Source organism: Okibacterium fritillariae (genome assembly GCF_052783725.1).
Map to the genome: position 1 here is coordinate 2,843,821 of NZ_CP199917.1, position 22,264 is coordinate 2,866,084.

Below are 22,264 nucleotides of genomic sequence, written 5' to 3' on the forward strand. Positions count from 1 at the left end.
CCGGGATGGTGGGCGCCGAACAGTCGCCGCCCACCATCCCGCCCCCTCTTCTTCCGGCACACCCCGCTCCGCCGCAGACCGACTCGACCCGCACGACCCGAGGACCCCTTGATGATCTCCCGCCCCACCCTGATTCGATCCGTTTCCGCCGTCGTCGGAACGCTGTGCCTCGTCGGGCTGCTCGCCACCGGTACCACGGCCACTGCCCCCATCGCGGCCGCGGCCCCCTCGACAGCCGAGTGGGGGCCGCAGGGCGCCACCGTCACCGACAACCAGAAGACGGTGCGGTGGGACAACCGCGACAACCCCGCCGAGAGTGTCGTACCGCGGGACGCGACCCAGGTCATCCCCTTCACGGGCGGCAAGACCTATGAGGACATCGCGGCGCCGATCAAGACGGGCTGGCGCGACCTCTTCTCGAACCTCACGATGACTGTCGGCCAAACGGACAATGTCACCGGTCAGGGCGTTTCCGTCTCTGTCACGGGCTTGCCACCCATCGTCGACGACAACGGTGTGGCCATCAATAACGGCTCGGCGCTCATGCTCTTCCAATGCTGGGGAGCCCCGGGTTCCGACGGGAAGCCCAGCCCCGACGCGACCTCACCCGACCCGCGCACCTGCCAAGAAGGTCCGGGCGGCAGCGACCTGGAAAACGGGGAAGCGTGGTCGAACCGACTGTTCGACGGTGACGCGCTGGCGCGATCGAGCGACTTCAAGGACCGGCGGGGTATGCCCTGGCTCGCGATCGACGGCACCGAAACAGACGCGGTCGACGGCAGCGGCACGATCCTGAGCCGCATCACAACCAATGAGCAGAGCCGCTTGCAGACATCCTCGTCTCTCGGAGCAGTCAACCGCTCGTTCGAGATGCAGACGGGCACCGAGTCCACGTTCCTGGGCTGCGGCATGCGGAACGACGCTCCCTCGACGCCGAACTGCTGGCTCGTAGCCGTGCCCTATCGCGTGGGCACCAGCCTCGGCGCCCACCCCTCCGGCCTGACCCCGTCGATGTGGGGCCAACGCATGCAGGTGAAGATCGGCTTCGCCGATGCGGCAGGAGTGTGTGCGAGCAGCGATTCGCGTGTGCTCTCGGCCGGATCGGAACTGGCCTCGCCCGCGATGGCGTCCTGGATTCCCGGCCTCTGCAGCACTGCCGGTGTCTCCACGGGATACTCGCAACTGAGCGACGACCAAGCCCGTCGCTCGCTCGACTCCGGCGCCAGCCCGCTGATCCTGTCGAGCCGCCCCACGAAGAATGACGCCACCTATGTTCCGACCGCTTTGAGCGGCGTCACGATCGGGTTCAACTACGAGAACCGCTGCGCGACCGACGGGTGCGACCGGGGAGCTGTCCTGACCGACATCCGCCTCAACGCCCGCCTCGTGGCGAAGCTGCTCACGCAGAGCTACGGTTTCGACACAGCCGGAAGCTTGCTCGCCTCGAAGGCCCCCTGGGCGCAGTCGTCGCTCAACGACTCGCTCTCGAGCGATCCCGAATTCCTCGCACTGAATCCGCAGCTAAAGGGCACGCTCGGCAGCTACGGCAACGACGGCATCCGTAAGCTCGAAACCGAGACGCTGAAATCGGATGCCGCAGCGGCGCTGTGGGACTGGGTGGTCGCCGATCGCGACGCCCACGCCTTCCTCGACGGTTGCCCCGACCCCGCGGGCCTCACCGTGAACCCGTGGTACTCCACCCGGACATATGCCGAGTGCGCGGGCGACAAGGCGACGCTCGAGAAGGCCGCGGCCGAGAAGCGCAACGCCACGAAGACGCCCGAAACGTTCGACCGCGACACCCCGCCGAGCTACCCGCCGACGCAGAGCTCCTACCCGCAGATTCTCTACGCGTCCTCCGACCCGATCGGCACGCCGCCGTCGACGACGCCCGGAACGCCCGCTCCCGGCACGCCCCCGACGCCCTCTGAGTATGTGGCCGGCGCGACCATGGTCGACATCTACCCGTCGGTGGCCGACTCCGCCGCCGCCGCCCGCAACGGCCTGCGCGCGGCGCCCACCCGGGGCAAGTGGTGCGACGGCAACACGGGAGGCTGCGTGCCGGCGCTCTGGAAGGCCGGAGCCGCCCCGCAGGTCTACGGCTCGCGCAACATCGCCGTCGCCACCGACTCGGCGAGCGCCGCCCGTTACCAGCTCGTCACCGCGTCGCTCTGCACCACCGACGGCAGTTCCTGCGTCGGCGCGAACGAAGACAGCCTCACGAAGCAGTTCGGGCGCTACACGTCCACGGGCATCACGTCGCCCCTGAAGGCGCCCGCCGCCCCCGACTATGCGGGCGGCGCCTACCCGCTGGCCGTGCCCGTCTACGGCGTGGTCGCCCAGCGCAGCCTCACCCCCGACTCCGGCCGCACGTTCGCCAAGATCTTCGGCTACATCACGGGCCCCGGCCAGCAGCCGGGTTCGGCACGCGGGCAGCTGCCGCCGGGCTTCGCACCGCTGAGCGGCGACTTCGCCTCGCAGGCCACGACGGCCGTGTCGGCGCTCAACTCGGTCGTCGCGCCGGCCGCAGCGGCACCCGGGGGCGCGGCGAGCGCGGGCGTGCAACCCGGGGTGGCGAATGCCGCACCGACGGGTGTGGTGCCTCGCACGGTCGTGCCACCCGTGGCTGCCGCATCCGCCCCCAATGCGGCCACGGCCGCGAACGCCGCCAACACGCCAGCGCCCCTCGCGGGCGCGAAGACCGCGGCGACCGAGATCGGTTTTCCGCAGTATGGCTTGATCGCCGGGCTGGCGGGCGCCCTCGCGGCCGGAATCTTCGCGCCGTGGCTCGGGCGCCGTCGCAAGGAGCTGGCCGAATGAGCATCGACGTTCCCCCGCGCCCCGCGACCACGCAACCCGACTACCCGGTGACCGGGTCGGAGGATGCCGCCCCGCAGCCCCTGGCCCACGAGAGCGAATTGTCGGACAAGCTGTTCCGCGGCACCACTCGACTCGGCGGCGCCATCGTGCTGTCGATCATGGTGCTCGTCGGCGCCTTCCTGACGATCAACGCGGTGCAGGCCATCAGCGCGGTCGGTATCGGAGAGTTCCTCACGGAAACGAAGTGGACGCCCGAGACCAACCAGTTCGGCATCGCCGCCCTCATCACGGGCACGGTCATGATCGCGATCGTGTCGCTCATCATCGCCCTGCCGCTCAGCCTGGGCCTCGCGCTCTTCACCACCGAGGTGGCTCGCGGCGCCGGCCAGCGCACGCTGCGTTCGGTGATCGACCTGATGGCCGCCGTGCCGTCGGTCGTGTTCGGCCTCTGGGGCCTCGCCTTCCTGCAGCCCACCATCGTGCCGTTCGCCCGCTGGTTGTCGACCTGGTTCGGCTGGATCCCGATCTTCGCGGTGGATGGCGCCGATCCCGCCAACCCGCTGCCGAACGACTCGCTCTACACCTCGTCGACGTTCATCGCGGGCCTCGTCGTCTCGCTCATGATCGTGCCCATCATGGCCTCGCTCATGATCGAGTCGTTCTCCCGCGCCCCCATCGGCGAACGCGAGGGCGCCTACGCTCTCGGCGCCACCCGCTGGGGCATGATCCGCTCGGTCGTGCTGCCGTTCGGCAAGGGCGGCATCATCGGCGGAACCATGCTCGGCATGGGCCGGGCGCTCGGCGAGACGATCGCGATCTATCTGATCATCTCGCCGCTGTTCGAGATCAACTTCCACATTCTCGAGCGCGGCGCCAACTCGATCGCCGCCCACATCGCCCTGCGCTACGGCGAAGCGAACCCGTTCGCGATGTCGGCCCTCATGGCGGCCGGCCTCACCCTGTTCCTGCTCACGATGGCCATCAACTTCACGGCCTCGACCATCATCGCGCGCTCCCGCTCGGGCGCCGAAAGCGAGGCATGATGACGACCACGGATGCCGACCGCCGGGTCTTCGGCCCGCAACCCGCCGAGGCGGAACCCGCTGCCACCCGGCGCGAACGTCTGGCGGCCGAGGCCGCGCAGCGCGCCGCGCGACAGGATGGCGAGCCCGAGAACACCGCCCTCGAGGAGGGCTCGCACGCCGACGATCGCGCCTCCCGCATCGGCAGCCCGTCCACGATGGTCGCGGCCCCCGCCACGACCGCGTTCGCGCCCATCCGAGACGCGCGGGGCGCCCGACCGCCGTTCGACGCGCTCGTCACCCCCGACGCAGGTTCGGCACCAGCCCTCCCCGCGACATCCGTGATCGTCGGCGTCGGCGCCGGTGTCGGCCCAGCGTCGTCTGCCGCCGCGACCGCGACCCCGGCCGCCGAGACCTCGCTCCCCCGCCTGGCCCTCGACGACGCGCAGGCTCCCGCCATCCCGGTCATCATCGGCACCTCGCGCGACGACACGCTCACGGTCGTCGGCTCGGCCATCGCGGGTCTCAGCGCGGGCGTGCTCTTCACGATGGTGTTGGGCCTCATCCCGGTGGGCTGGCTGTTCTTCACCTCCTATGTGTGGTTCGTCTTCCTGTACACGGCGCTCGTTCTGTTCCGCGAGCGCGGCCCGGCCGTGGTCGACCGCTTCTGGACCGTCATGCTCTATTCGGCCGGTTTCGCGGTGGTCGGCACCCTCGGCCTGGTGATCGGCTTCACCCTGATCAGCGGTCAGGATGTCTTCAGCCAGATCTTCGATCCCGCCTCGAACCAGAACGTCGTCGAACGCCTGCACTTCTTCACGCAGGACATGTCGGGCGTCGGCCCCCTCGCCGCGCTCACCGATGGCGGAATCCTGCACGCCATCGTCGGCACGCTCATCCAGATCGGCATCGCGGTGTCGATCACGGTGCCGCTCGGCCTGACGACGGCGCTGTTCCTCGCCGAGGTGGGCGGCAAATTCGCTCGCCTGGTGCGCACCGTGGTCGAGGCCATGACGGCCCTGCCGAGCGTGGTGGCCGGTCTCTTCATCTACGCCGCGGTGATCGTGGCGATCACGCGCGAGTTCAACGGTTTCGCGGCATCCCTCGCCATCACGGTGCTGATGTTGCCCATCATGATCCGGTCTGCGGATGTCGTGCTGCGCCTCGTGCCCGGCAACCTCCGTGAGGCCGGCCTGGCGCTCGGCGCGAGCCGCTGGGCCGTGGTGTGGCAGGTGGTGCTACCGACCGTGCGCTCGGGGCTCACGACAGCGCTCATCCTCGCGACCGCGCACGGCATCGGCGAAACCGCACCCGTGCTGCTGACCGCCGGCGTGACGAGCAACCTCAACTTCAACCCGTTCAGCGGGCCCATGGTGAGCCTGCCCCTGGCGGCACTCGAGTTCGTGAAGTCGAGCCAGAACACGATGAAGGCTCGGGGTTTTGCCACTGCCGCGGTGCTGCTGGTGCTCGTGCTGATCCTGTTCCTCATCGCGCGCAAACTCGGTGGGCAGGAGCCCGGCAAGTTGACGCCCGGGCAGCGGTCGGCGCTCAGCATCCGATCGCGCAAGACCGCCGAGCGCATGGCGGGCAGCGCGCAGGTCGCGGCGCAGCAGCTCGCCACCGGGCGCTACACGCTCGTCTCGCCCATCCCGGTGCCGCCGGGGCCTCTCCTCACCGAGACCGCCCGCCACGCGGATCCCTACGACCGGCCGCGTCCCGAGACATTCATACGCCCGCACGCCGACAGCCCCGACACACCCGACTCACCCGCTTCGCCCCGCACTGGAGAACCCTCATGACCCGTTCAACCCCGCAGCCCCGCGATCGCGACCGCGCCGGCACCACGCGCCCCCGCCGCCGGGGTGCGCGCCTGCTCGCGCTCGCGGCCATCGCCGGAATCTTCGCGCTGACCATGCCCCTCAGCGCCGCCGCCGCGCAGTATCAGCGCATCTCGGGCGAGGGCTCGAGCTGGGCCGGCAACGCGGTGGCCCAGTGGCAGGCCGATGTGAAGAGCCGCGGCGTCACGGTCGACTACACGCCCAACGGCTCGTCGACGGGCCGCAAGTCCTTCGCGCAGAAGGTGAACGCCCAATTCGCCGTCTCAGAGATCCCCTATCGCGGCGACACGGCCGACCCGAAAGACACCTCCTACCCCGACTTCGGCTTCTCGATGATGCCCATGGTGGCCGGCGGCACGTCGTTCATGTACAACCTGCCCGTCAACGGCAACCGCTACGAAAGCCTGAACTTGTCTCAGGATGCCGCGGCCAAGATCTTCACCGGGCAGATCACGCAGTGGAACGACGGCGCCATCGCGGCCGACAACCCCGGCGTCAACCTGCCCGCCGCGCCCATCACGGTGGTCGTGCGCTCAGAGGGTTCGGGAGCCACCGCGCAGTTCACGCTGTGGCTGCAACGGCAGTTCCCGAGCTACTACGCGTCGCTCTGCAAAACAACGGGCGGATGCGACGGGGCACACGCCACGAGCTACTTCCCGACATCCAACCTGAAGAACTTCGTGGCGCAGAACGGCTCGACCGGCGTGACGAAATACACCGAGAGCACCCCCTACACGATCAACTACGACGAGTACTCGTATTCGCAGGCCGTCGGCTTCCCCGTGGCGAACCTCAAGAACGCGGCCGGTTTCTATACCGTGCCCACCGACACGGCCGTCGCCGTGGCGCTCACCCAGGCGAAGATCAACACCGACCCGGCCTCAGAGAACTATCTGGCGCAGGACCTCTCGGCGGTCTACGCCTACGGCGACCCGCGCAGCTATGCCCTGTCGGCCTACTCCTACTTCATGGTGCCGACGCAGGAGACGCCCGTCTTCAAGAACGCGCACGGTGCCAGCCTCGGCTTCTTCACGCAGTACGCGCTGTGCGAGGGGCAGCAAACGATGGGGACCCTCGGCTATTCGCCGCTCCCCATGAACCTCGTGCTCGCGGCCATGGAACAGATCCGCAAGGTTCCGGGCGTGGATGCCGACACCATCGCCAAGCTCGACGCCGTGAAGAACTCGACGCTGGGCGCCGACGGCGGCAACCCCTGCAACAACCCGACCTTCAAGCCCGGCGACTCGCCGAGCCACAACAACCTCGTCGACACGGCGCCGTTCCCGGCGGGCTGCGATGCGGCCTGCCAGGCGCCGTGGAAGCTCGCGGGCGCCGGCGTCAACGCGGGCCCCGACTTCGGTGCGGGCACGGGTGCTCCGGCAACCGGCGGCGGGGCCGGCGGCGCCGGAACGGGCGGCGCGGGCACGGGCGGCGCGGCCCCGGGGACCACCGACCCGAATGCGGTCGGCGCGGCCTCGACCGAGGTGTGCGACCCCGACACGGGCGTGTGCACGAGCGACTCCGAGCTGACCGCCGGGGGTGTCGGCGCCGTGAAGAGCGTGCCCGTCGTGCTGGCCACGCAGAACGGATGGGCCGGGCAGCAGACGCTCATGGCCCTCGCGCTCATCGGCCTGGCGGCCGTGCTCGTGACACCGCCGCTGACGTCGCAGTTCTTGCGCAGGCGGCGATGAGCGCCACGACTCTCGGCACGAGGAAGCCTCGCTCCTCCAAGCCGCCCCGCACGAAGACCCCGCGCGTCGACGCACCTGCGCAACAGCGTGTGCTCGCCCTCATCCTGACCATGATCTCGGCGACGATTCTCGCGCTGCTCGCCAACCTCGTGCTGATCTCGCCGATTCAGAACTATGCCTCGCAGAAGTCGTTGTTCAGCGAGCTGCGGCTCAGCCTCGCTGAGGGGTCGGCACCCACGGGCCCCGTCGACGAGAACGGGCAGTTGATCCCGCCGGGCACGCCGCTCGCGGTCTTCGCGGCCCCGAGCGTCGGGCTGCCGCAGGAGGTCGTCGTCGAGGGCACGGCGTCGGCGCAGACCATGCTGGGCATCGGCCATCGCCGCGACACCGTGCTGCCGTGCCAGGTCGGCACGAGCGTGCTCATGGCCCGCGCGAGCAGCTATGGCGCGGCGGGTTCCGGCTTCCAGGCCCTGAAGCAGGGCGATCGCTTCGGGGTGACGACCTCGCAGGGGGCCTGCAGCTACGAGGTGATCGGCATCCGCATGGCCGGGGACACCGCGCCGCCGCCCGTCACCGGCCGCGAAGGCCGTCTCACCCTGACGACCGCCGCGGGCGCCCCGTTCATGCCCACCGAGGTGTATCGCGTGGACGCCCGACTCGTGAGCGACGGCTTCGACCGGCCCGCCGTGGCCATCCCCACCGCCGCCCTGCCGCCCGCCGAGGCCGCTATGGGCACCGACTCGAGCAATCTGTTCGGCCTGGTGCTGCTCGTGCAACTGCTCGTGGCGCTCGGCTTCGCGCTGGCCTGGCTGTGGCGCCGGTGGGGACGCGGCCGCACCTGGCTGGTCGGCTTCCCGCCCGTGCTCGCCGTCGGCCTGCTCGCCGCCTCCGCCATCACCCAGTGGCTCATCCCCAATCTGCTCTGAACCCGGTTCGAAAGAAGACGAGATCTCATGCCCACCAAGCCCAGCCCCCTGTCGCGCCTGCGTCGCACGCGCACCGAGAACGCCGCAGACAGCACGACCGACAACACGGCCGACAGCACGACCGACAACACCGTCACCTCCGCCATCCCGACCGCTTCGGAGAGGGCCGCCTCGGATGGGGCCGCCTCGGATGGGTCTGCCCCGGCCGAACGCCTCGACACCGAGGTTCTCTCGGTCTGGGCGCGCGAGGCGGGCGCCCCCCTCTCCGGGCCGCAGACCGTCGTCGGCCCCGCCCGTGCCGGCGCGCCCACGTCCGGAGGATCGGACGAGTTCATCGCGCACTCGCAACCGCCCGCTCCCACAACGGTGGGCGGCCAGGAGGTGCGTCGCGCCCTCTTCGGCGACGTCGAGCCGGCCGAGATCGTGGCCGACTCCATCACGGCCTGGTTCGGCACGCGCAAGGTGCTCGACCGCGTATCCCTCACCATGAGGAAGGGCGAGGTGACCGCGCTCATCGGCCCGTCCGGATGCGGCAAGTCCACGTTCCTGCGCATCCTCAACCGCATGCACGAACTCGTTCCGAGCGCGGCCCTCGCCGGAGAGGTGCGGCTCGACGGCAGCAACATCTACGCCGCCGACCAGCGCATCACGGCCGCGCGCCGCTCCATCGGCATGATCTTCCAGAAGCCCAACCCGTTCCCCGCCATGTCGATCTACGACAACGTGGTGTCGGGACTGAAACTCTCGGGCATCGGGTCGACGCGCGAGATCAGGGACGTGCTCGTCGAGGATTCGTTGCGCAAAGCATCCCTGTGGGACGAAGTGAAGGACCGCCTCGATCAGCCGGGCGGTGGGCTCTCGGGCGGCCAGCAGCAGCGCCTGTGCATCGCGCGTTCGCTGGCCGTCTCGCCGCGCGTGTTGCTCATGGACGAGCCCTGCTCGGCCCTCGACCCCACCTCGACCCGCCGCGTCGAAGAGACCATCGAGCAGCTCAAGGGCTCGACGACGGTCGTGATCGTGACGCACAACATGCAGCAGGCCAACCGCGTCTCCGACGATTGCGCGTTCTTCCTCGCGGCGCAGAACACGCCCGGCGTCATCGTGGAGCACGGCGCCACCGAGGCCATGTTCGACCGCCCCCGCGATCAGCGCACGAGCGACTACGTGAACGGGCGTTTCGGATGACCTCCTCCCGCAGCTTCGTCGTCGGGCTCGCGCTGTGCGCCTTCCTGGTGCTCGGCGCGGTCGGCTACGTCTTCGGCATGCCGAAACCGGCGCCCATGGTGGCCGAAGCACCCCCGGCCGCGGCGATCGGCGTGCAGGCGACCGGGGCCGACGGCGGGGGCATCGGCCCGGGTTACGCGGGCGGGTCGGGTGACGCCCAGCTCGCGGCATCCCCCTCGACCGTGACCATCGATGCCGGATGGCTGGAGCGCACGGGTGTGGCCACGGGCATCCCCCAGCGTGCCCTGCGTTCTTACGCGACCGCGGCTCACCTCATGGGCTCGTCGAACCCGGGCTGCGCGCTCGGCTGGAACACGCTCGCGGCGATCGGCCAGGTCGAATCACAGCACGGCAGCCACGACGGCGCGGTGCTGCAGGACGACGGCACGACCGCGCCCGCGATCATCGGCCCCGAGCTGAACGGCGAGCGATTCGCCGCGGTGCCCGACACCGATGCGGGGCAACTCGACGGCGACGTGCGCTGGGACCGCGCGGTCGGGCCGCTGCAGTTCATCCCCTCGACCTGGGCCGTGTCCGGGCTCGACGGGGACGGGGACGGCGTGGCCGACCCGAACGACCTCGACGACGCCGCCCTCGCCGCGGCCGGTTATCTGTGCGCCTCGGGCGGGGCTCTCGACACCGACGCCGCCTGGGTCGCGGCCGTGCGCTCCTACAACCACGACGACGCCTACGTCGAATCCGTGCGGCAGCAGGCGCTCGCGTATGCCGAGCAGACGGCCCGGGCGGCGATCCAATGAGTCGGCGCGGCGCCGCGCCGGGCGGGGACGACCCGGCCGACGCGAACGACCTGCTCGCCGGCCGCTACCGGTTGGGCGACCCGCAGGCGCCCGCGCACGAGCTCTTTGCGACCCGTTTTGCGGCCCACGACGAGCTGCTCGACCGCCCCGTCGACGTGCTGCTCTTGCACGACGGTATGCTCGCCGACCCCGTGGCGACCGCGCTGTTCGCGGCCGGGGTGGCCGCACCCGCGCGGCTCACGCATGCCGCCGCCCTGGGCATCTTCGACGCGGGCACGGGCGAGTTCCGCGGCCGAACCGTGCGCTGGGCGGTGCGCGAGCCCCTGCGAGGCAAGAGCGTGGACGGGTTCGCGCGCGATGCGGCGGTCACGGCAGCCGACGGATCCCGGCTCGTGGTCGACGTCGCCCGCCACGTGGCCGAGCTGCTGCAGCTGCTGCACGACCAGGGCATGACGCACGGCAACCTGGGGCCGTCGACCATCGTCGTGGCGAGCGCTCCGGGGCATGCCACCCGCGTGAAGGTGGTCGGGTTCGGGCCGCAGGCCTCCGACCTCGCGCGGGCCGACGCGGGGGTATCGCCGACTCGGCTGCTCGAACGGTTCGGCGAATCGGTGCGATATCCGGCGCCCGAGCGACGGAACGGTGCGGCCCCGCGGGCGGCCGACGACGTCTACGGTTTCGGCGTCATGCTCGACACGCTTCTGCTGGTCGTCGACGACGGAGAACGAGGCGCGGGGCGGCACGACACATTCGACGCCCAGGAGCCCGACGACGGTGAAGCGACCGTGCCGTCTGCGCCGGGCGCGCTGCTGCGGCGTCTCGGCCGGATCGCCGCCATCGCGCGAGCCGAGGATCCCTCCGATCGGTTCGCATCGGCAGGCGAATTGCAGTCCGCCGTCATCGAGGCCATCGGTCCAGGTGGACTGCTCGGTGTCCCCGAAGCCGATTCGCTCGGCGGCTTCGAAGCGGTCAGCGCGGCTAGCGCACACTCCGGCGTCGCGCACTCCGGCGCAGCCCACCACCTCGCCGCCGATCGCACGCCCACCGAAGCCATCGCCACCGTGCGACGCGGCAAACTCGAACGCCGCATCGCCACCGCGACGGCCCTGCAGCACGAACTCACGCGCGAACTCCCCCGACGGCGCCGACGCCGCGCGGCGACCCGCGGCACCGCCCTCGCACTGGCCTCGGCCGCCACGATCGCGGTGCTGACCTGGTCGGCGATCACCTCGTTCGGCCCGACCGCGTCGTCGGCCATCCGCGAAGGCGTCGTCCTGCCGACCGTCGCGGGTCAGAGCGTCGACGAGGCAACCCGCCTCCTGGTCGACGCCGGCGTCTCGCCCGCCGGTCAGCGCAGCGAGGCCGACCCGGCGGCCCCCGACGGGCAGGTCATCGGCACCGACCCGGCGGCCGGCACCACCCTCGGCGTCGACGCGCCCGTCACCCTGATCGTCAGCTCGGGGCCCGATCTCGCCGCGGTGCCGTCGCTGACCGGACGCGCAGTGAGCGACGCCGAGGCCCTGCTCAAGGCATCCGGTCTGGTGCTCGGCGAGATCCGCAAACGCGACGGGGTGGATGCCGCGGGCACCGTGCTCGCCACCACCCCCGTCGCCGGAACCGACGCCCCCGCCGGTTCGACCGTCGCCCTCACCGTCGCGAGCGGCCGTTCCACCGTTCCGGACGGCCTGCCCGGGCTCGCCCCCGACGATGCGGCCGCCCGGCTTGAGGCCCTCGGCTTCTCGGTGCGATTTCGGCAAGAACCGCGGGACGACCAGCCCCCCGGATCCGTCGCGGCCACCAACCCTGCTGCCGGGACCAGCGCCCCGCACGGCACGGTGGTGAGTGTGACCGTCGCGGTCGCGGTGCCGCCCGCCGCACCACCGTCGACGTCCGGCCCCGGCAACGCCACCTCGTCGCCCAGCCCCACCGCGGTGCCTCCTCGACCAACGACCGCACCCACTCCCGCGCGCCCGCCCGCTCCCGCGTCTCCGCGGCCCGCCACCCCCGAACGAAAACCGGTCGCCGAATGAGCACACGCCCCCGCCGAAACCGCAGCGCCGGCACATCCCTCGCGGACTGGGCGATCGGCGCCCAACCCGACCTGCGCCGCGGCCGCCAACAGACCCGCGTGCACTTCACCGAATTGCCCGGACCCACCAGCACCGAGACGGCCGCGGCATGGATGGCGCTGCATCGCAGCATTCCCGACGACGTGCGGCCGGCCCACGTCGACACACCAGCGGAGGGGGCGCCGCTCGTGTTCTGGCGCCTCGTGCGCGGCCGCTTGCCCGTCGCCATCAGCGCCGACTACTTCACGACCGTCGAGGCGGCGCGGCGCAGCATGCGCTCCGTTCAGGCGGCGGCGCGCGAACTCGTGCTGCACGCGCGCACCGACATCGGGGCCGGGTCGGTGACGATCACGGACTGGTTCGCAACCCTCGACGACGTCTCGGTGCTGCGCAGCCTGCCGAACGCCCGACTGCTGCGCTCAGAGCCCGGCGAACCCTCCCTGCTCGACGCGCTGCAGGCCGCCGACCTCGAACCATATGTGCACCGGCCCCAGCCCGACGAGGTGATGCGCACCCTGCGACGCGAGCGCACGCAGACCTCGGAACAGACGTAACGCGATCGTCACGTCACGTCCCGGATATGTGCCGTTTACCGGGTAAAATCAAGTGATGTCCCTCGGTGCTCTGCGCCGGCGACATCGCCGCGCGGGCGTTCGATTAGATGGGCTAATCAGCGCCCGCGCTGTGCATTCTTCGGTGCCCGCGCTGTGCCGGTGGTCAGGGCGCGACGCTGTAGTCGCCCGTCGCGGGGTCGCGACGCACGAGCCCCCGCTCGACGAACTGGTCGAGCCATCCCTGCATGGGCCAGAACCCCCAGCGCTCGGCGAAGAGTGAGCCGTTACGCACGATGTCGTCGACGTGCTGCACCGGCGGATTGGTGGTCGGGTGGTACTGGTGGAACGCCTCGGCGCCGCCCACCCAGCGGAGGGGCACGCCGGCCTCGCGAGCGGTCACGGCGAAATCGGTGTCCTCGCCGCCATACCCCGAGTAGCCCTCGAAGAACCCGCCGATCCTCAGCCAGGTGTCGGGCGTCGTGGCGAACGAGAGGGACCAGAAGGCGAGGTGGTCGCCGGGGGCCGTGGCGCCGGCATCCAAGCGCGGGCGGAAGCCGTGGAAACGGGCCGCATCGGCGAAGAGGTCGGGGCGGCCGTAGTCGGTGCCCTCGGGCAGGTAGCCGACCGCGCCGCACACGAGCTCACCCGGATGTGCGCGCACGGCGTCGTCGTAACGCGAGAAAAGGTCGGGGTCAGGCAGGCAGTCCACGTCGAGGAAGACGAGCACGTCGGCGCCCCGTTCGCGGGCGGCTGCGGCACCGGTGTTGCGCGCCCCGGCCAGCGGAAGGTGAGCACCCGTCGAGGGACACTCGATGACGCGCGTGCGCGGCCGGTCGGCGTAGCGCGGGGCCACGGCCGGGTCGTCCATGGCGACGATGATGTGCAGTTCGGGGACAGCCTTTGCGCTGTCGATAGCGGCGAGTTGGCGCGCCAGGTGCTGCTCGCGCCCGTGCACAATCGTGATGAGGGCGAGGCCCAGGATGATGCGGGGAGCGTGGTCCCTCGGCTCAGTCATGAGCGATCCTCGGCGACGTCGCGGATGACCTGTGCCGCACGCTCGGCCGCGGCACCGTCGACCCAGGCCGCCCACCCACCACCGTCGGTTGCCCCGAGTCGGGCAGCGAGCGCGGTCCAATCGGCGCTCTCGGCGCTCTCGGGAGTCATCACCTCGACGGGCAGGTCGGAGGCCGCGAGCGCCGCCGCCAGGGATTCCTGCTCGGCGAACGGGCGCTCTTCTGCCACGAGCACGGCGGGCACCCGAGCCGAGGCGATCTCGGCGACGGCGTTCTGCCCGCAATGCGAAAAGACGAGGGATGCTCGAGCCAGCGCGGCCTCGACCTGCGCCGCCGAGGCATCCACGAGCTCGGTGAAGCGGCGCTCGGGCAGGGCAGCGCGCGCCGCCCGCACGACGGCAGCCAGGGCCCCCGGGCCGGTCCCGCCCGTCCCCGAGAAAACGAGAATCTCTCCCGGAGCCGGAACTGGTGCCTGAGCGGTGTCAGTGGCGGTGTCGCCCGTTCGTCCGGCGGCAGGGAACCGGCTGAGTGCGCCGACGGTCGCGAGGCGCCCCCCGAGCGGCTCCGCCGTTTGCAGCACGTCGAAACCTGCCGGCCAGAACCCGATGACGCGATCGGCGATGCGGTAGGCCAGACGGTGCGCCTCGTCATCCCTCCGCCCGGGCTGGGCCACGACGACGACGGGGACGCCGTGGAGCCGCGCCAAGAGTGCGACCTCGACCGACACATCCGTCACGATCACGCGCGGACGGGCCCGTTCGAACCACGCCGACAGCGCCGCCGCCCGAGCGCGCACCCCGGCCGCCCGGCGCGGGACCCAGTGCAGGGCCCCGCGCGCGGTCGGGTCGATGGGTTCGTCGGTGTCGGGACCGGTATCGGCGGGCAACTGGAGCCAGTCGCCCGTCCACCCGGCGGGCCGTGCGAGCGACGAGAGCCCCGTGAGGTCGTCGCCGAGCATCCGGGCGAGCGCGGTGGCGCGACTCAGGTGCCCGGACCCATGGTGGTGGACGTAGTAGCCGATCATGCGGTCCTTACTGAGGGGAGTTACTGGTCGAGCGTGTCGCTGCTCTTCTGGGCGGCCAGCGGCTGCTCGTCGGCCGCGTGTTCGGCGGTCTTCGTGGCCTCGTCGACCTTGTCGTCCGAGACGCCCGACGACGACTGGTCGGGTTCGTTCAGCGATTCGACGGTCTCGTCGGGGTGCGCCTCGTGTGCGTCGTTGTGGTGGTCCATGTCGAGCTCCTCACTTATAGGAATCTTGCTCACCAACCATCCGTCATCGCCCGCCTCACGTATAGCGGGTTGCGTTCGCAGACATTCTCACTGCGGGCGTCGCAGGATGGGCAACTCGCCCGTGAGGTCGGCTCGCGAACCGGAGGCGTGCACGCGGCCAGCGGCCACCGCATCCGCCCACGCTTCTCGGCCCGTGGCGAGGGCCAGCCACGTGGCGGCATCCATCTCGACCACGTTGGGCGGGGTGCCGCGTGTGTGCCGGGGGCCTTCGATGCACTGCACGGCCCCGAACGGCGGCACGCGCACCTCGAGCGTGTTGCCCTCGGCGCGTTCGGCGAGCAGCTGCAGCGTGTAGCGCACGGCCGTGGCGGTGTCGTCGCGCGCGGGCTTCGGTTCGGCCTGCAGGGCTCGATAAACGGATGCCTCACCAGAATCATCGGGGATACGCGCGCGTGCCATGCCCAATAGGCTAGTACCCGTGAAAATCCTCGTACTGGGCTCCGGTGCCCGTGAGCACGCCATCGTCCTGTCCCTGCTCGGCGAAGAGGCCGGTCACGACATTCAGGCGGCCCCCGGCAACGCGGGCATCGCGCTGGATGTGCCCGTAGTCGAGCTCGACGCCAACGACCCTGTCGCGGTCACCAATCACGCCATCGCGTGGGGTGCCGACCTCGTCGTCGTAGGCCCTGAGGCTCCCCTGGTGGCGGGTGTCGCCGACGAGTTGCGCGAGCAGGGCATCCCCGTTTTCGGTCCCGGCAAGGCGGCCGCGGCGCTCGAGGGGTCGAAGACGTTCGCGAAGCGCATCATGGAGGCCGCTGGTGTTCCGACGGGCCGCGCGGTTCGTGCGGGCACGCTGGCCGAGGCCACGGCCGCGATCGACGAGTTCGGCGCGCCGTATGTGGTGAAGGCCGATGGTCTGGCCGCGGGCAAGGGTGTTCTGGTGTCGGAGGATCGCGAGGCGGCCATCGCCCACGCCACGCACTGGTTGCAGCACGGCAGCGTGCTGGTCGAGGAGTTCCTCGACGGCCAGGAGGTGTCGCTATTCCTGGTGAGCGACGGGCACACGGTCGTTCCGCTGTCGCCGGCGCAGGATTACAAGCGACTGGGTGATGGGGATGCCGGGCCCAACACGGGTGGCATGGGCGCGTATTCGCCGCTGCCGTGGCTCGACGAGACGTTCGGCAGCGAGGAGGCGTTCACGCGCGAGGTCGTCGAGACGATCGCGCGCCCCGTGATTGCGCAGCTCGCGTCCGAGCGCACCCCGTTCATCGGTCTGCTCTACGCGGGCCTCATCCTCACGTCGAAGCGCGAAAGCGCCTCGGATAACGGCATCCGCGTGATCGAGTTCAACGCGCGTTTCGGCGACCCCGAGACGCAGGTCGTGTTGCCCCGTCTGGCGTCCCCGCTGTCGCAGCTGCTTTTCGCGGCCGCCACCGGCACGCTCGGCACCGTGCCCGCGCCGGCCTTCTCCGAGACCTCGGCCGTGACGGTCGTCCTGGCCAGCGAGAACTACCCCGACACCCCGATCACGGGCCGCCCGCTCACGGGTCTCGCCGAGGCATCCTCGCTCGAGCACGTGCACATCGCCCACGCGGCCACCCGCACCGCGGCTGCTTCGGACATCTCGGGTGCTTCGGGTGCTTCGGATGACACGCTCCTGGCTTCGGGGGGCCGCGTCCTCAGCGTCGTCGCGCTCGGCACCACGTTCACCGAGGCGCGCACCCGCGCCTACGACGCTCTCGGCCGCATCACGCTCGAGGGCGGCCAGTACCGCACCGACATCGCGGCCCGCGTCTCTGGCTAGCTACGCCGCTTAGCCGACAGTTGCGGCCGGGGTTATGGTTGCGGTTTGGTGGCGGCTCCGTCGAGCCAGAGCGTCTCGGACTCGTCGCTGTGAGTGCCGCCCGACCCGACATGCTTCGGGTCGATAGCGGCGCCCTTCTTGATCACGTGCACGAGGGCCATGCCGTGCCCACGACCCAGGTCGTAGTCATCCTTCAGCCAGGCGAGGATCTCGCCCGCCTTCACGGCCGGATCGTCATAACCCCTCTTCAGCGCGATAGTGACGAGCTGGCGCGGCGTGAGGCCGGTCTTCGTCTCGATGGCATCGAGATAAGCCTGGAACGACATGTGTTTCCCTTTCGTCGAGCAATCACTCGAACTTTCGCGGCGTCGGGTAGTAGGTGGCGCGGGCGTCGGGCGTGTCCTGCAGGTTGAGCGTTTCGCCGCGAACGGCGACGCCCGCCCCGGCCACCTGGTCGCGCCGCGGGTTGAGAACGTCGAGCTGCAAACGGGTGAGGCCGAACCGCGCACAAATCTCGGCGAGCACATCCCCATCCGCAACCACGTAGCGCGCCGGGGTATCCCCTTCGAGCTCGACCGTTCCATTGGCGCCGGCCGCCGAGCCACCATCGCGCGCGACAATCTGTTTCGGCAGCTCAGGGACGTCCCACTCCCACGGCGCCGCAGCGATGACCTGAGCGGGGCAGTTGACGAAGGTGCTCGGATCCCCCTGCCAGACGTCGTTGATCTCGACGGTGCGCCACCAGCGTGGGTCGGCGAGACTCGGCGTGTCCCAATGCGCGACGACCTGCTCGGTGCTCGTGCCCTCGGCCGAGATCTCTGCGCCATCAATGCTCATGCCAGCGGGGCAATCCCCCGGCTGCACGTCGGCGTCGGGGCTCACCGACAGCGAGAACAGGCGCCCCGTCCGATTGACGATGTTCTCGGCTTTCATGGTGAGGTCACGGTTGTCTGCGACGACGAGCGAGACATCCGCTGCGACGGAACCGTCGGGCGCGGCGACCCGAGCGCGCGCCAAGACGTCGCCCGGCTGATAGTCGGCGAGGAAGAACTCGTCGGTGGGCTTGGGCTCGGGTGTCGCCTGGGCCGTCGAGGACTCCGCGTCGACGGATGCCGCTGTCACACTGTCCCCGGCGGCGGGCGCCGGTGCCGTGCATCCGCTCAACAGCAGCACAACCGCGAGTGCGCCTCCCGCGACCCGCCCCGCCCCATACGTCGTCGTTGACATCCCCACGGTTCTCCGATTCCGGCGGAATCCCCCTCCGCGCCCCCTGATCATAGGGCGCTGATGCAGCGAGGGCCAGAGTAAGTCCGCCCTGCGCGGTCCCCGTCACGGCAGGTCATGGAATTGCCGGTAGGGCGGCGCATGCGGTTGGATCGAGCATGGCCTCTCGCGACGCATCCGAATCTCGAGCGTTTCTCGTTTTGCACGGGTATGACAACTTCCGGCCCGTCGAGCATTGGCAGCATCACCTGGCCGCCGAGCTCGGCGAGCGGGGCGAGCGCGTGGTCTATCCGCAGCTGCCCGAGGCCGAGGCGCCACAGGTGGATGTCTGGGCCGACGCGGTCGCCCGGGCCCTCGCCGAAGCATCCGACGACGGCCGTCGCCGCGTGATCGTCGTGTGCCACAGCCTCGCGTGCATCGTCTGGCTCGCCGCACGGCCCGCCGAAGACGCGGTCGAACGCGTGTTGCTCGTCGCGCCGCCCGAACAGGAGGTCTTGGCCGGCATCGACGCGCTCACGGCCTTCGTCGCGCTGCCGCTCGTCGCACCCACCACGCCCGCGCTCCTCGTGGGCTCGGACAACGACCCCTATTCACCGAACGGCGTTGCGGCATCCTTCGCCGACCCGCTCGGCCTCCCGGTGGCCGTCATCCCACACGGCGGACACCTCGAGCCGAGTGCCGGCTATGGGCGCTGGCCGTCCGTGCTCGACTGGTGTCTCGACGGCAGCACGACCATCGTTCCGGCCGCGGGCTAGACCCGGAGCGCGCGCCGGCAGCTCGAGCGGGGCCTCCGGGGCCGAGACCGGCTAGAAGTTGCCGTCGATCTCGCGCACCACGTCCCACGCGCCGTCTTCGCTGTTCGAGAGCACGACCACGTCGACACCGGCCGCCGGGTAGTGCCGCACGATGCCGCTCGAGCCGGCACCCACGCCATCCGCGTAGTAGGAGCGCACCTCGCCGTCGTCGTCGAGATCGAACTCGAGGCCGAAACCGTAGAAGAGGTCCTCGTCGAACTCGACCTGCGGGGTGAGGAATTCTTCGGTCATCTCGGCCGTCAGCAAGCCGCCGGAGCGCAGCGACGTCAGGAACGCGAGCAGGTCGTCGGCCGTGGCCTGGGCACCCGAGGCCGGGTTGCCGATGGGCGGGGCCTGGAAGACGCTCTCGATCCAGGTGCCGTCGTCGGACTTGTTCCAACCCTCGGCGATGGCGGGGGCGTCGCCGCGGCGGTCCCAGAAGCCCGCGCCCGGCATGTCGGCGACGTCGAAGATGGCCGAGGTGACGACATCCCGATAACGCCGTTCGGTGACCGATTCGAGCGCGAGACCGGCCAGAACGTAGCCGCTGTCGCTGTAATACGGCTCAACCCCGGGCTCGGTGACGGCGGGTTTCTGAGCGAACGTCGCGAGCAGGTCGATGGTCTCGGTGAGCGTGTAGACGGGCACGCGGCTCCACAGCTCGTCATAGCTTTCGCCCGCCTCCTCGTCGACATCGTCGGCCACTCCCGACGTGTGCGTCAGCAGGTGCAGCAGCGTGACCTTCGGCGAGATGGTGGTGTCGTCGAGGTCGACATAGTCGTGAATGGATGCCTCGAGGTCGAGCTCGCCCGTCTCGACCAGTTGCAGCACCGCAACGGCCGTGAACAGCTTGGTGATGGATGCCGTGTCGAACCGGGTGTCGAGGGCGACGGGCACGTTCCAGCGCCGCGACGCCAGGCCCGTGGCCGACTCGAACAGCGTGCCGCTCGCATCCACGATCTTCACCACACCCGAGAACTCGGTTTCGGCGATGACTTTTTCGAGCGCGACGGTGTCCATCAGATCAGTGTGCCACCTCCGCCCCGGGTGTCGGCGGTCGTTCCTATACTCGGGTCATGGTGAGCTTTGCCGACAAGCCGATTCTCGACGTGACCCTCGACGGGTGGCAGGCCTATCTCGAGGGCACGCCCGATGACGGCGGCGTGCGCCTGAAGCTGCGCAAGAAGAACTCGACCGCGCCCGGTTTCACGTGGTCGGAGGCGCTCGACGTGGCGCTCTGTTACGGCTGGATCGACGGGCAGGCCGGGCGTTTCGACGAGGACTACACCCTGCAGGCGTTCACGCCGCGCCGCAAGAACAGCCCGTGGTCGCAGATCAACCGCGAGCACGTGCAGCGCCTCATCGACGAGGGTCGCATGCGGCCGGCGGGTCTGGCCGAGGTCGACCGCGCGAAAGCCGACGGGCGGTGGGATGCCGCCTACCGCCAGAAAGGCGCCGAAGCCCCCGCCGATCTGCAGGCTGCCCTCGACGCCAACCCCGATGCGGCGGCGTTCATCGCCCGGCTCACCAAGGTCGAGGCGTTTCGCATCTACTTTCGCATCGGCAACATCAAGACGCCCTCGGTGCGGGCGGCACGCATCGCCGATGTCGTCGAGAAGGCCGCGCGCGGCGAACACCACTACCGCTAGCCGCGGCACCCCTGTCGAGAAAGGCTGATCGAATGGTGAAGAAGACCGCCGACTCTGGGCCCAGCACACCCGCAACGGTGGCGCTGACGCGCGCGAAGATCGCGTTCACGCCGCACGCCTATGCCCACGACGACGGCGCAACGGATTTCGGCGCCGAGGCGGCGCGCGCTCTGGGCGTCGACCCGGCGCGCGTGTTCAAAACCCTCATGGTGCAGACCGACCAGGGTCTCGGCATCGGCATCGTTCCCGTCGACGGCCTGCTCGACCTGAAGGCTGTCGCGGCGGCCCTCGGCGGCAAGAAGGCCACCATGGCCGATCCGGCGCTGGCCGAGAAGAAGAGCGGCTACGTGGTCGGCGGCATCAGCCCCATCGGCCAGCGCATGCCCCTCCCCACTGTCCTCGACGATTCCGCCCTCACCTTCGCGACGATCTTCGTGTCGGGCGGCCGCCGTGGCTTCGACATCGAGCTCTCGCCCGCCGACCTGCTGCGGGCGACGAACGGCCGGGCTGCGCACATCCGCCGCTAGCCTGTGTCAGCCACTAAACGCTCGGCACAAGCCGGCGCCGCCGACCGGGCAAGGGTGGGAAAACGGCTCTCCCACAACACGCGTAGACGGGTAGGGATCGACATTTCCGGCCACAGCTCTCGAAGAATGCGCCCGTTCAGAAGCCGGGTCATGTCTTCCGTTCGCCCCTCGCAGAGAACGGCCTTGTAGGCATCGACGCGGTCCCATTCATTCGATAAGTCGAAGACGTGCTCAGGGCCCCAGTAGACATGATGCGGTAACGCGAGAGTGCCCTCGGCGGGGCCCACGAGGGCATCCAGAGAATCCGGCACGTCATACGGCTTGATGTCGCGGTAGAAAACACGGCGATCGGGTGGCGCACTCGCGCACGCTGAAATGCTAATTCCATCCTGCATACTCAAGTTCTACTGGTCGGCCTCTGGGGAGCCGAAGAAAAAATGCGCCGATTCGACTCAGGCTACGGGAGCCCCGAGCGCAAGCGTTTCATCGGCGATGGCGGCCGCGTCGGTGTCGTGGGTGGCGAGCACGACCGTGACGCCGCGGTCGCGGGCGTCGCGCAGGGCCGCGAAGACGAGGTCGCGGCCCGCGTCGTCGATGCCCGTCGTCGGCTCGTCGAGCAGGAGGAGTTGTGTGCGCGCGGCGAGACCCTGGGCGACGAGGGCGCGCTGGCGCTGTCCGCCCGAGACGTCGCCGAGGGGTGCCCGGGCTAGGTGACGGATGCCGAGCAGGTCGAGCGTGTGGTCGACGATCGTGCGGTCGGCCGAGGTGGGGCGGCGCAGCATCCCGAGATCTGACCAGCGGCCCATCGAGACTGTTTGGCGCACCGTGAGGGGCAGCGCGTCAGCCACGGCGCTGCGCTGCGCGACAAAAGCGACGCGCCCGGGGAGGTTGCGCTGGACGGTTCCGGAGGTGGGCGCGATCACGCCGGCGACGAGCCCGAGGAGCGACGATTTGCCCGATCCATTCGGGCCGGTCAAGGCGGTTATCCGGCCGTGTGGGATGCGCGCGCTGAAGTCCTCGAAAACGGCGTGCCGGTCATAGCGCAGGCTGACGTTTGTGGCGGTGATGGCGGCATCCATGGGTTCCCTCGGTTTAACGATAACGGTTCTCATTACCTATAG

General features: G+C 70.2%; 22 protein-coding genes. 13 read left to right on the forward strand and 9 right to left on the reverse strand.

Annotated features, from left to right (window positions below):
- Positions 1-111 precede the first annotated feature (111 nt).
- The 9 genes from ACUWEX_RS13040 (at position 112) to ACUWEX_RS13080 (ending at position 12,902) form a co-directional block, all read left to right on the forward strand.
- Positions 112-2,820 carry a hypothetical protein gene (locus ACUWEX_RS13040; protein ID WP_445996520.1) on the forward strand — a complete coding sequence of 903 codons (2,709 nt, stop codon included), beginning with the start codon at positions 112-114 and terminating at the stop codon, positions 2,818-2,820.
- Positions 2,817-3,863, forward strand: coding sequence for a phosphate ABC transporter permease subunit PstC (gene pstC / locus ACUWEX_RS13045; RefSeq protein ID WP_445996521.1), 1,047 nt, complete (start codon positions 2,817-2,819; stop codon positions 3,861-3,863). Before ACUWEX_RS13040 ends, pstC begins: the two co-directional genes overlap by 4 nt.
- Positions 3,860-5,641 (forward strand): PstA family ABC transporter permease, encoded by a 1,782-nt coding sequence (locus ACUWEX_RS13050; RefSeq protein ID WP_445996522.1) that lies wholly within the window; start codon positions 3,860-3,862, stop codon positions 5,639-5,641. Before pstC ends, ACUWEX_RS13050 begins: the two co-directional genes overlap by 4 nt.
- Entirely contained in the window at positions 5,638-7,371 is a 1,734-nt protein-coding gene (locus ACUWEX_RS13055; RefSeq protein WP_445996523.1) for a substrate-binding domain-containing protein, read from the forward strand. The genes ACUWEX_RS13050 and ACUWEX_RS13055 overlap by 4 nt, the downstream gene beginning before the upstream one ends.
- Positions 7,368-8,297 carry a sortase gene (locus ACUWEX_RS13060; RefSeq protein WP_445996524.1) on the forward strand — a complete coding sequence of 310 codons (930 nt, stop codon included), beginning with the start codon at positions 7,368-7,370 and terminating at the stop codon, positions 8,295-8,297. Before ACUWEX_RS13055 ends, ACUWEX_RS13060 begins: the two co-directional genes overlap by 4 nt.
- A 420-nt stretch (positions 8,298-8,717) precedes the next feature.
- Complete coding sequence (locus ACUWEX_RS13065; RefSeq protein WP_445997649.1) at positions 8,718-9,482, forward strand: phosphate ABC transporter ATP-binding protein; 765 nt, start codon at positions 8,718-8,720, stop codon at positions 9,480-9,482.
- Positions 9,479-10,279 (forward strand): lytic murein transglycosylase, encoded by an 801-nt coding sequence (locus ACUWEX_RS13070; protein WP_445996525.1) that lies wholly within the window; start codon positions 9,479-9,481, stop codon positions 10,277-10,279. The genes ACUWEX_RS13065 and ACUWEX_RS13070 overlap by 4 nt, the downstream gene beginning before the upstream one ends.
- The gene (locus tag ACUWEX_RS13075) at positions 10,276-12,309 is read left to right on the forward strand and encodes a PASTA domain-containing protein (protein WP_445996526.1); all 2,034 of its coding nucleotides are present in this window, start codon (positions 10,276-10,278) and stop codon (positions 12,307-12,309) included. Before ACUWEX_RS13070 ends, ACUWEX_RS13075 begins: the two co-directional genes overlap by 4 nt.
- Positions 12,306-12,902 carry a hypothetical protein gene (locus ACUWEX_RS13080; RefSeq protein ID WP_445996527.1) on the forward strand — a complete coding sequence of 199 codons (597 nt, stop codon included), beginning with the start codon at positions 12,306-12,308 and terminating at the stop codon, positions 12,900-12,902. The genes ACUWEX_RS13075 and ACUWEX_RS13080 overlap by 4 nt, the downstream gene beginning before the upstream one ends.
- Positions 12,903-13,065: 163 nt before the next feature.
- On the opposite strand, the gene ACUWEX_RS13085 is transcribed toward ACUWEX_RS13080, so the two are convergent.
- The 4 genes from ACUWEX_RS13085 to ACUWEX_RS13100 form a co-directional block, all read right to left on the reverse strand.
- The gene (locus tag ACUWEX_RS13085) at positions 13,066-13,917 is read right to left on the reverse strand and encodes a glycosyltransferase family 2 protein (protein WP_445996528.1); all 852 of its coding nucleotides are present in this window, start codon (positions 13,915-13,917) and stop codon (positions 13,066-13,068) included.
- On the reverse strand, positions 13,914-14,939 hold the full coding sequence (locus tag ACUWEX_RS13090) for a glycosyltransferase (protein WP_445996529.1): 1,026 nt from the start codon (positions 14,937-14,939) through the stop codon (positions 13,914-13,916). Before ACUWEX_RS13090 ends, ACUWEX_RS13085 begins: the two co-directional genes overlap by 4 nt.
- A gap of 20 nt (positions 14,940-14,959) precedes the next feature.
- On the reverse strand, positions 14,960-15,145 hold the full coding sequence (locus ACUWEX_RS13095; protein WP_079728608.1) for a hypothetical protein: 186 nt from the start codon (positions 15,143-15,145) through the stop codon (positions 14,960-14,962).
- A gap of 87 nt (positions 15,146-15,232) precedes the next feature.
- Positions 15,233-15,604 (reverse strand): sterol carrier family protein, encoded by a 372-nt coding sequence (locus tag ACUWEX_RS13100; protein WP_077054922.1) that lies wholly within the window; start codon positions 15,602-15,604, stop codon positions 15,233-15,235.
- 19 nt (positions 15,605-15,623) lie between these two features.
- Here ACUWEX_RS13100 and purD point away from each other — a divergent pair, with 19 nt between their 5' ends.
- On the forward strand, positions 15,624-16,949 hold the full coding sequence (purD, locus tag ACUWEX_RS13105; RefSeq protein ID WP_445996530.1) for a phosphoribosylamine--glycine ligase: 1,326 nt from the start codon (positions 15,624-15,626) through the stop codon (positions 16,947-16,949).
- Between the two features lie 32 nt (positions 16,950-16,981).
- Here purD and ACUWEX_RS13110 read toward each other — a convergent pair whose 3' ends face one another.
- A complete protein-coding gene (locus ACUWEX_RS13110) occupies positions 16,982-17,275 on the reverse strand; it encodes a DUF4287 domain-containing protein (protein WP_445996531.1) in 294 nt (97 codons plus the stop codon).
- Positions 17,276-17,297: 22 nt separating this feature from the next.
- A complete protein-coding gene (locus tag ACUWEX_RS13115) occupies positions 17,298-18,176 on the reverse strand; it encodes a hypothetical protein (RefSeq protein ID WP_445996532.1) in 879 nt (292 codons plus the stop codon).
- A gap of 155 nt (positions 18,177-18,331) precedes the next feature.
- Between ACUWEX_RS13115 and ACUWEX_RS13120 the strand changes: the two genes are divergently transcribed.
- Entirely contained in the window at positions 18,332-18,928 is a 597-nt protein-coding gene (locus ACUWEX_RS13120) for an RBBP9/YdeN family alpha/beta hydrolase (protein WP_445996533.1), read from the forward strand.
- A 51-nt stretch (positions 18,929-18,979) separates the two neighbouring features.
- Here the strand turns inward: ACUWEX_RS13120 and ACUWEX_RS13125 are convergent, their stop codons facing one another.
- Entirely contained in the window at positions 18,980-19,987 is a 1,008-nt protein-coding gene (locus ACUWEX_RS13125) for a serine hydrolase domain-containing protein (protein ID WP_445996534.1), read from the reverse strand.
- A 56-nt stretch (positions 19,988-20,043) separates the two neighbouring features.
- Here ACUWEX_RS13125 and ACUWEX_RS13130 point away from each other — a divergent pair, with 56 nt between their 5' ends.
- Both ACUWEX_RS13130 and ybaK read left to right on the forward strand, forming a co-directional pair.
- The gene (locus ACUWEX_RS13130) at positions 20,044-20,616 is read left to right on the forward strand and encodes a YdeI/OmpD-associated family protein (RefSeq protein WP_079728616.1); all 573 of its coding nucleotides are present in this window, start codon (positions 20,044-20,046) and stop codon (positions 20,614-20,616) included.
- A 32-nt stretch (positions 20,617-20,648) separates the two neighbouring features.
- Positions 20,649-21,143 (forward strand): Cys-tRNA(Pro) deacylase, encoded by a 495-nt coding sequence (ybaK, locus tag ACUWEX_RS13135; RefSeq protein WP_445996535.1) that lies wholly within the window; start codon positions 20,649-20,651, stop codon positions 21,141-21,143.
- On the opposite strand, the gene ACUWEX_RS13140 is transcribed toward ybaK, so the two are convergent.
- Both ACUWEX_RS13140 and aztA read right to left on the reverse strand, forming a co-directional pair.
- Positions 21,140-21,538, reverse strand: a complete 399-nt coding sequence (locus ACUWEX_RS13140; RefSeq protein ID WP_445996536.1) for a transcriptional regulator — start codon at positions 21,536-21,538, stop codon at positions 21,140-21,142. The two genes, ybaK and ACUWEX_RS13140, sit on opposite strands and share 4 nt — an antisense overlap.
- Positions 21,539-21,595: 57 nt before the next feature.
- Positions 21,596-22,222 carry a zinc ABC transporter ATP-binding protein AztA gene (aztA, locus tag ACUWEX_RS13145; protein WP_445996537.1) on the reverse strand — a complete coding sequence of 209 codons (627 nt, stop codon included), beginning with the start codon at positions 22,220-22,222 and terminating at the stop codon, positions 21,596-21,598.
- Positions 22,223-22,264: the final 42 nt, after the last annotated feature.

What these genes read in the sequence shown, in the direction of transcription:
- aztA (WP_445996537.1), bottom strand. Translation starts at nt 22,222, where the DNA reads ATGGATGCCGCCATCACCGCCACAAACGTCAGCCTGCGCTATGACCGG.
- ACUWEX_RS13100 (WP_077054922.1), bottom strand. Translation starts at nt 15,604, where the DNA reads ATGGCACGCGCGCGTATCCCCGATGATTCTGGTGAGGCATCCGTTTAT.
- ACUWEX_RS13055 (WP_445996523.1), top strand. Translation starts at nt 5,638, where the DNA reads ATGACCCGTTCAACCCCGCAGCCCCGCGATCGCGACCGCGCCGGCACC.
- ACUWEX_RS13080 (WP_445996527.1), top strand. Translation starts at nt 12,306, where the DNA reads ATGAGCACACGCCCCCGCCGAAACCGCAGCGCCGGCACATCCCTCGCG.
- ACUWEX_RS13090 (WP_445996529.1), bottom strand. Translation starts at nt 14,939, where the DNA reads ATGATCGGCTACTACGTCCACCACCATGGGTCCGGGCACCTGAGTCGC.
- ACUWEX_RS13075 (WP_445996526.1), top strand. Translation starts at nt 10,276, where the DNA reads ATGAGTCGGCGCGGCGCCGCGCCGGGCGGGGACGACCCGGCCGACGCG.
- ACUWEX_RS13130 (WP_079728616.1), top strand. Translation starts at nt 20,044, where the DNA reads ATGGTGAGCTTTGCCGACAAGCCGATTCTCGACGTGACCCTCGACGGG.
- ACUWEX_RS13095 (WP_079728608.1), bottom strand. Translation starts at nt 15,145, where the DNA reads ATGGACCACCACAACGACGCACACGAGGCGCACCCCGACGAGACCGTC.
- ACUWEX_RS13140 (WP_445996536.1), bottom strand. Translation starts at nt 21,538, where the DNA reads ATGCAGGATGGAATTAGCATTTCAGCGTGCGCGAGTGCGCCACCCGAT.
- ACUWEX_RS13125 (WP_445996534.1), bottom strand. Translation starts at nt 19,987, where the DNA reads ATGGACACCGTCGCGCTCGAAAAAGTCATCGCCGAAACCGAGTTCTCG.
- ACUWEX_RS13085 (WP_445996528.1), bottom strand. Translation starts at nt 13,917, where the DNA reads ATGACTGAGCCGAGGGACCACGCTCCCCGCATCATCCTGGGCCTCGCC.
- ACUWEX_RS13070 (WP_445996525.1), top strand. Translation starts at nt 9,479, where the DNA reads ATGACCTCCTCCCGCAGCTTCGTCGTCGGGCTCGCGCTGTGCGCCTTC.
- ACUWEX_RS13060 (WP_445996524.1), top strand. Translation starts at nt 7,368, where the DNA reads ATGAGCGCCACGACTCTCGGCACGAGGAAGCCTCGCTCCTCCAAGCCG.
- pstC (WP_445996521.1), top strand. Translation starts at nt 2,817, where the DNA reads ATGAGCATCGACGTTCCCCCGCGCCCCGCGACCACGCAACCCGACTAC.
- ACUWEX_RS13040 (WP_445996520.1), top strand. Translation starts at nt 112, where the DNA reads ATGATCTCCCGCCCCACCCTGATTCGATCCGTTTCCGCCGTCGTCGGA.
- ACUWEX_RS13120 (WP_445996533.1), top strand. Translation starts at nt 18,332, where the DNA reads ATGGCCTCTCGCGACGCATCCGAATCTCGAGCGTTTCTCGTTTTGCAC.
- ybaK (WP_445996535.1), top strand. Translation starts at nt 20,649, where the DNA reads ATGGTGAAGAAGACCGCCGACTCTGGGCCCAGCACACCCGCAACGGTG.
- ACUWEX_RS13110 (WP_445996531.1), bottom strand. Translation starts at nt 17,275, where the DNA reads ATGTCGTTCCAGGCTTATCTCGATGCCATCGAGACGAAGACCGGCCTC.
- ACUWEX_RS13115 (WP_445996532.1), bottom strand. Translation starts at nt 18,176, where the DNA reads ATGTCAACGACGACGTATGGGGCGGGGCGGGTCGCGGGAGGCGCACTC.
- ACUWEX_RS13050 (WP_445996522.1), top strand. Translation starts at nt 3,860, where the DNA reads ATGATGACGACCACGGATGCCGACCGCCGGGTCTTCGGCCCGCAACCC.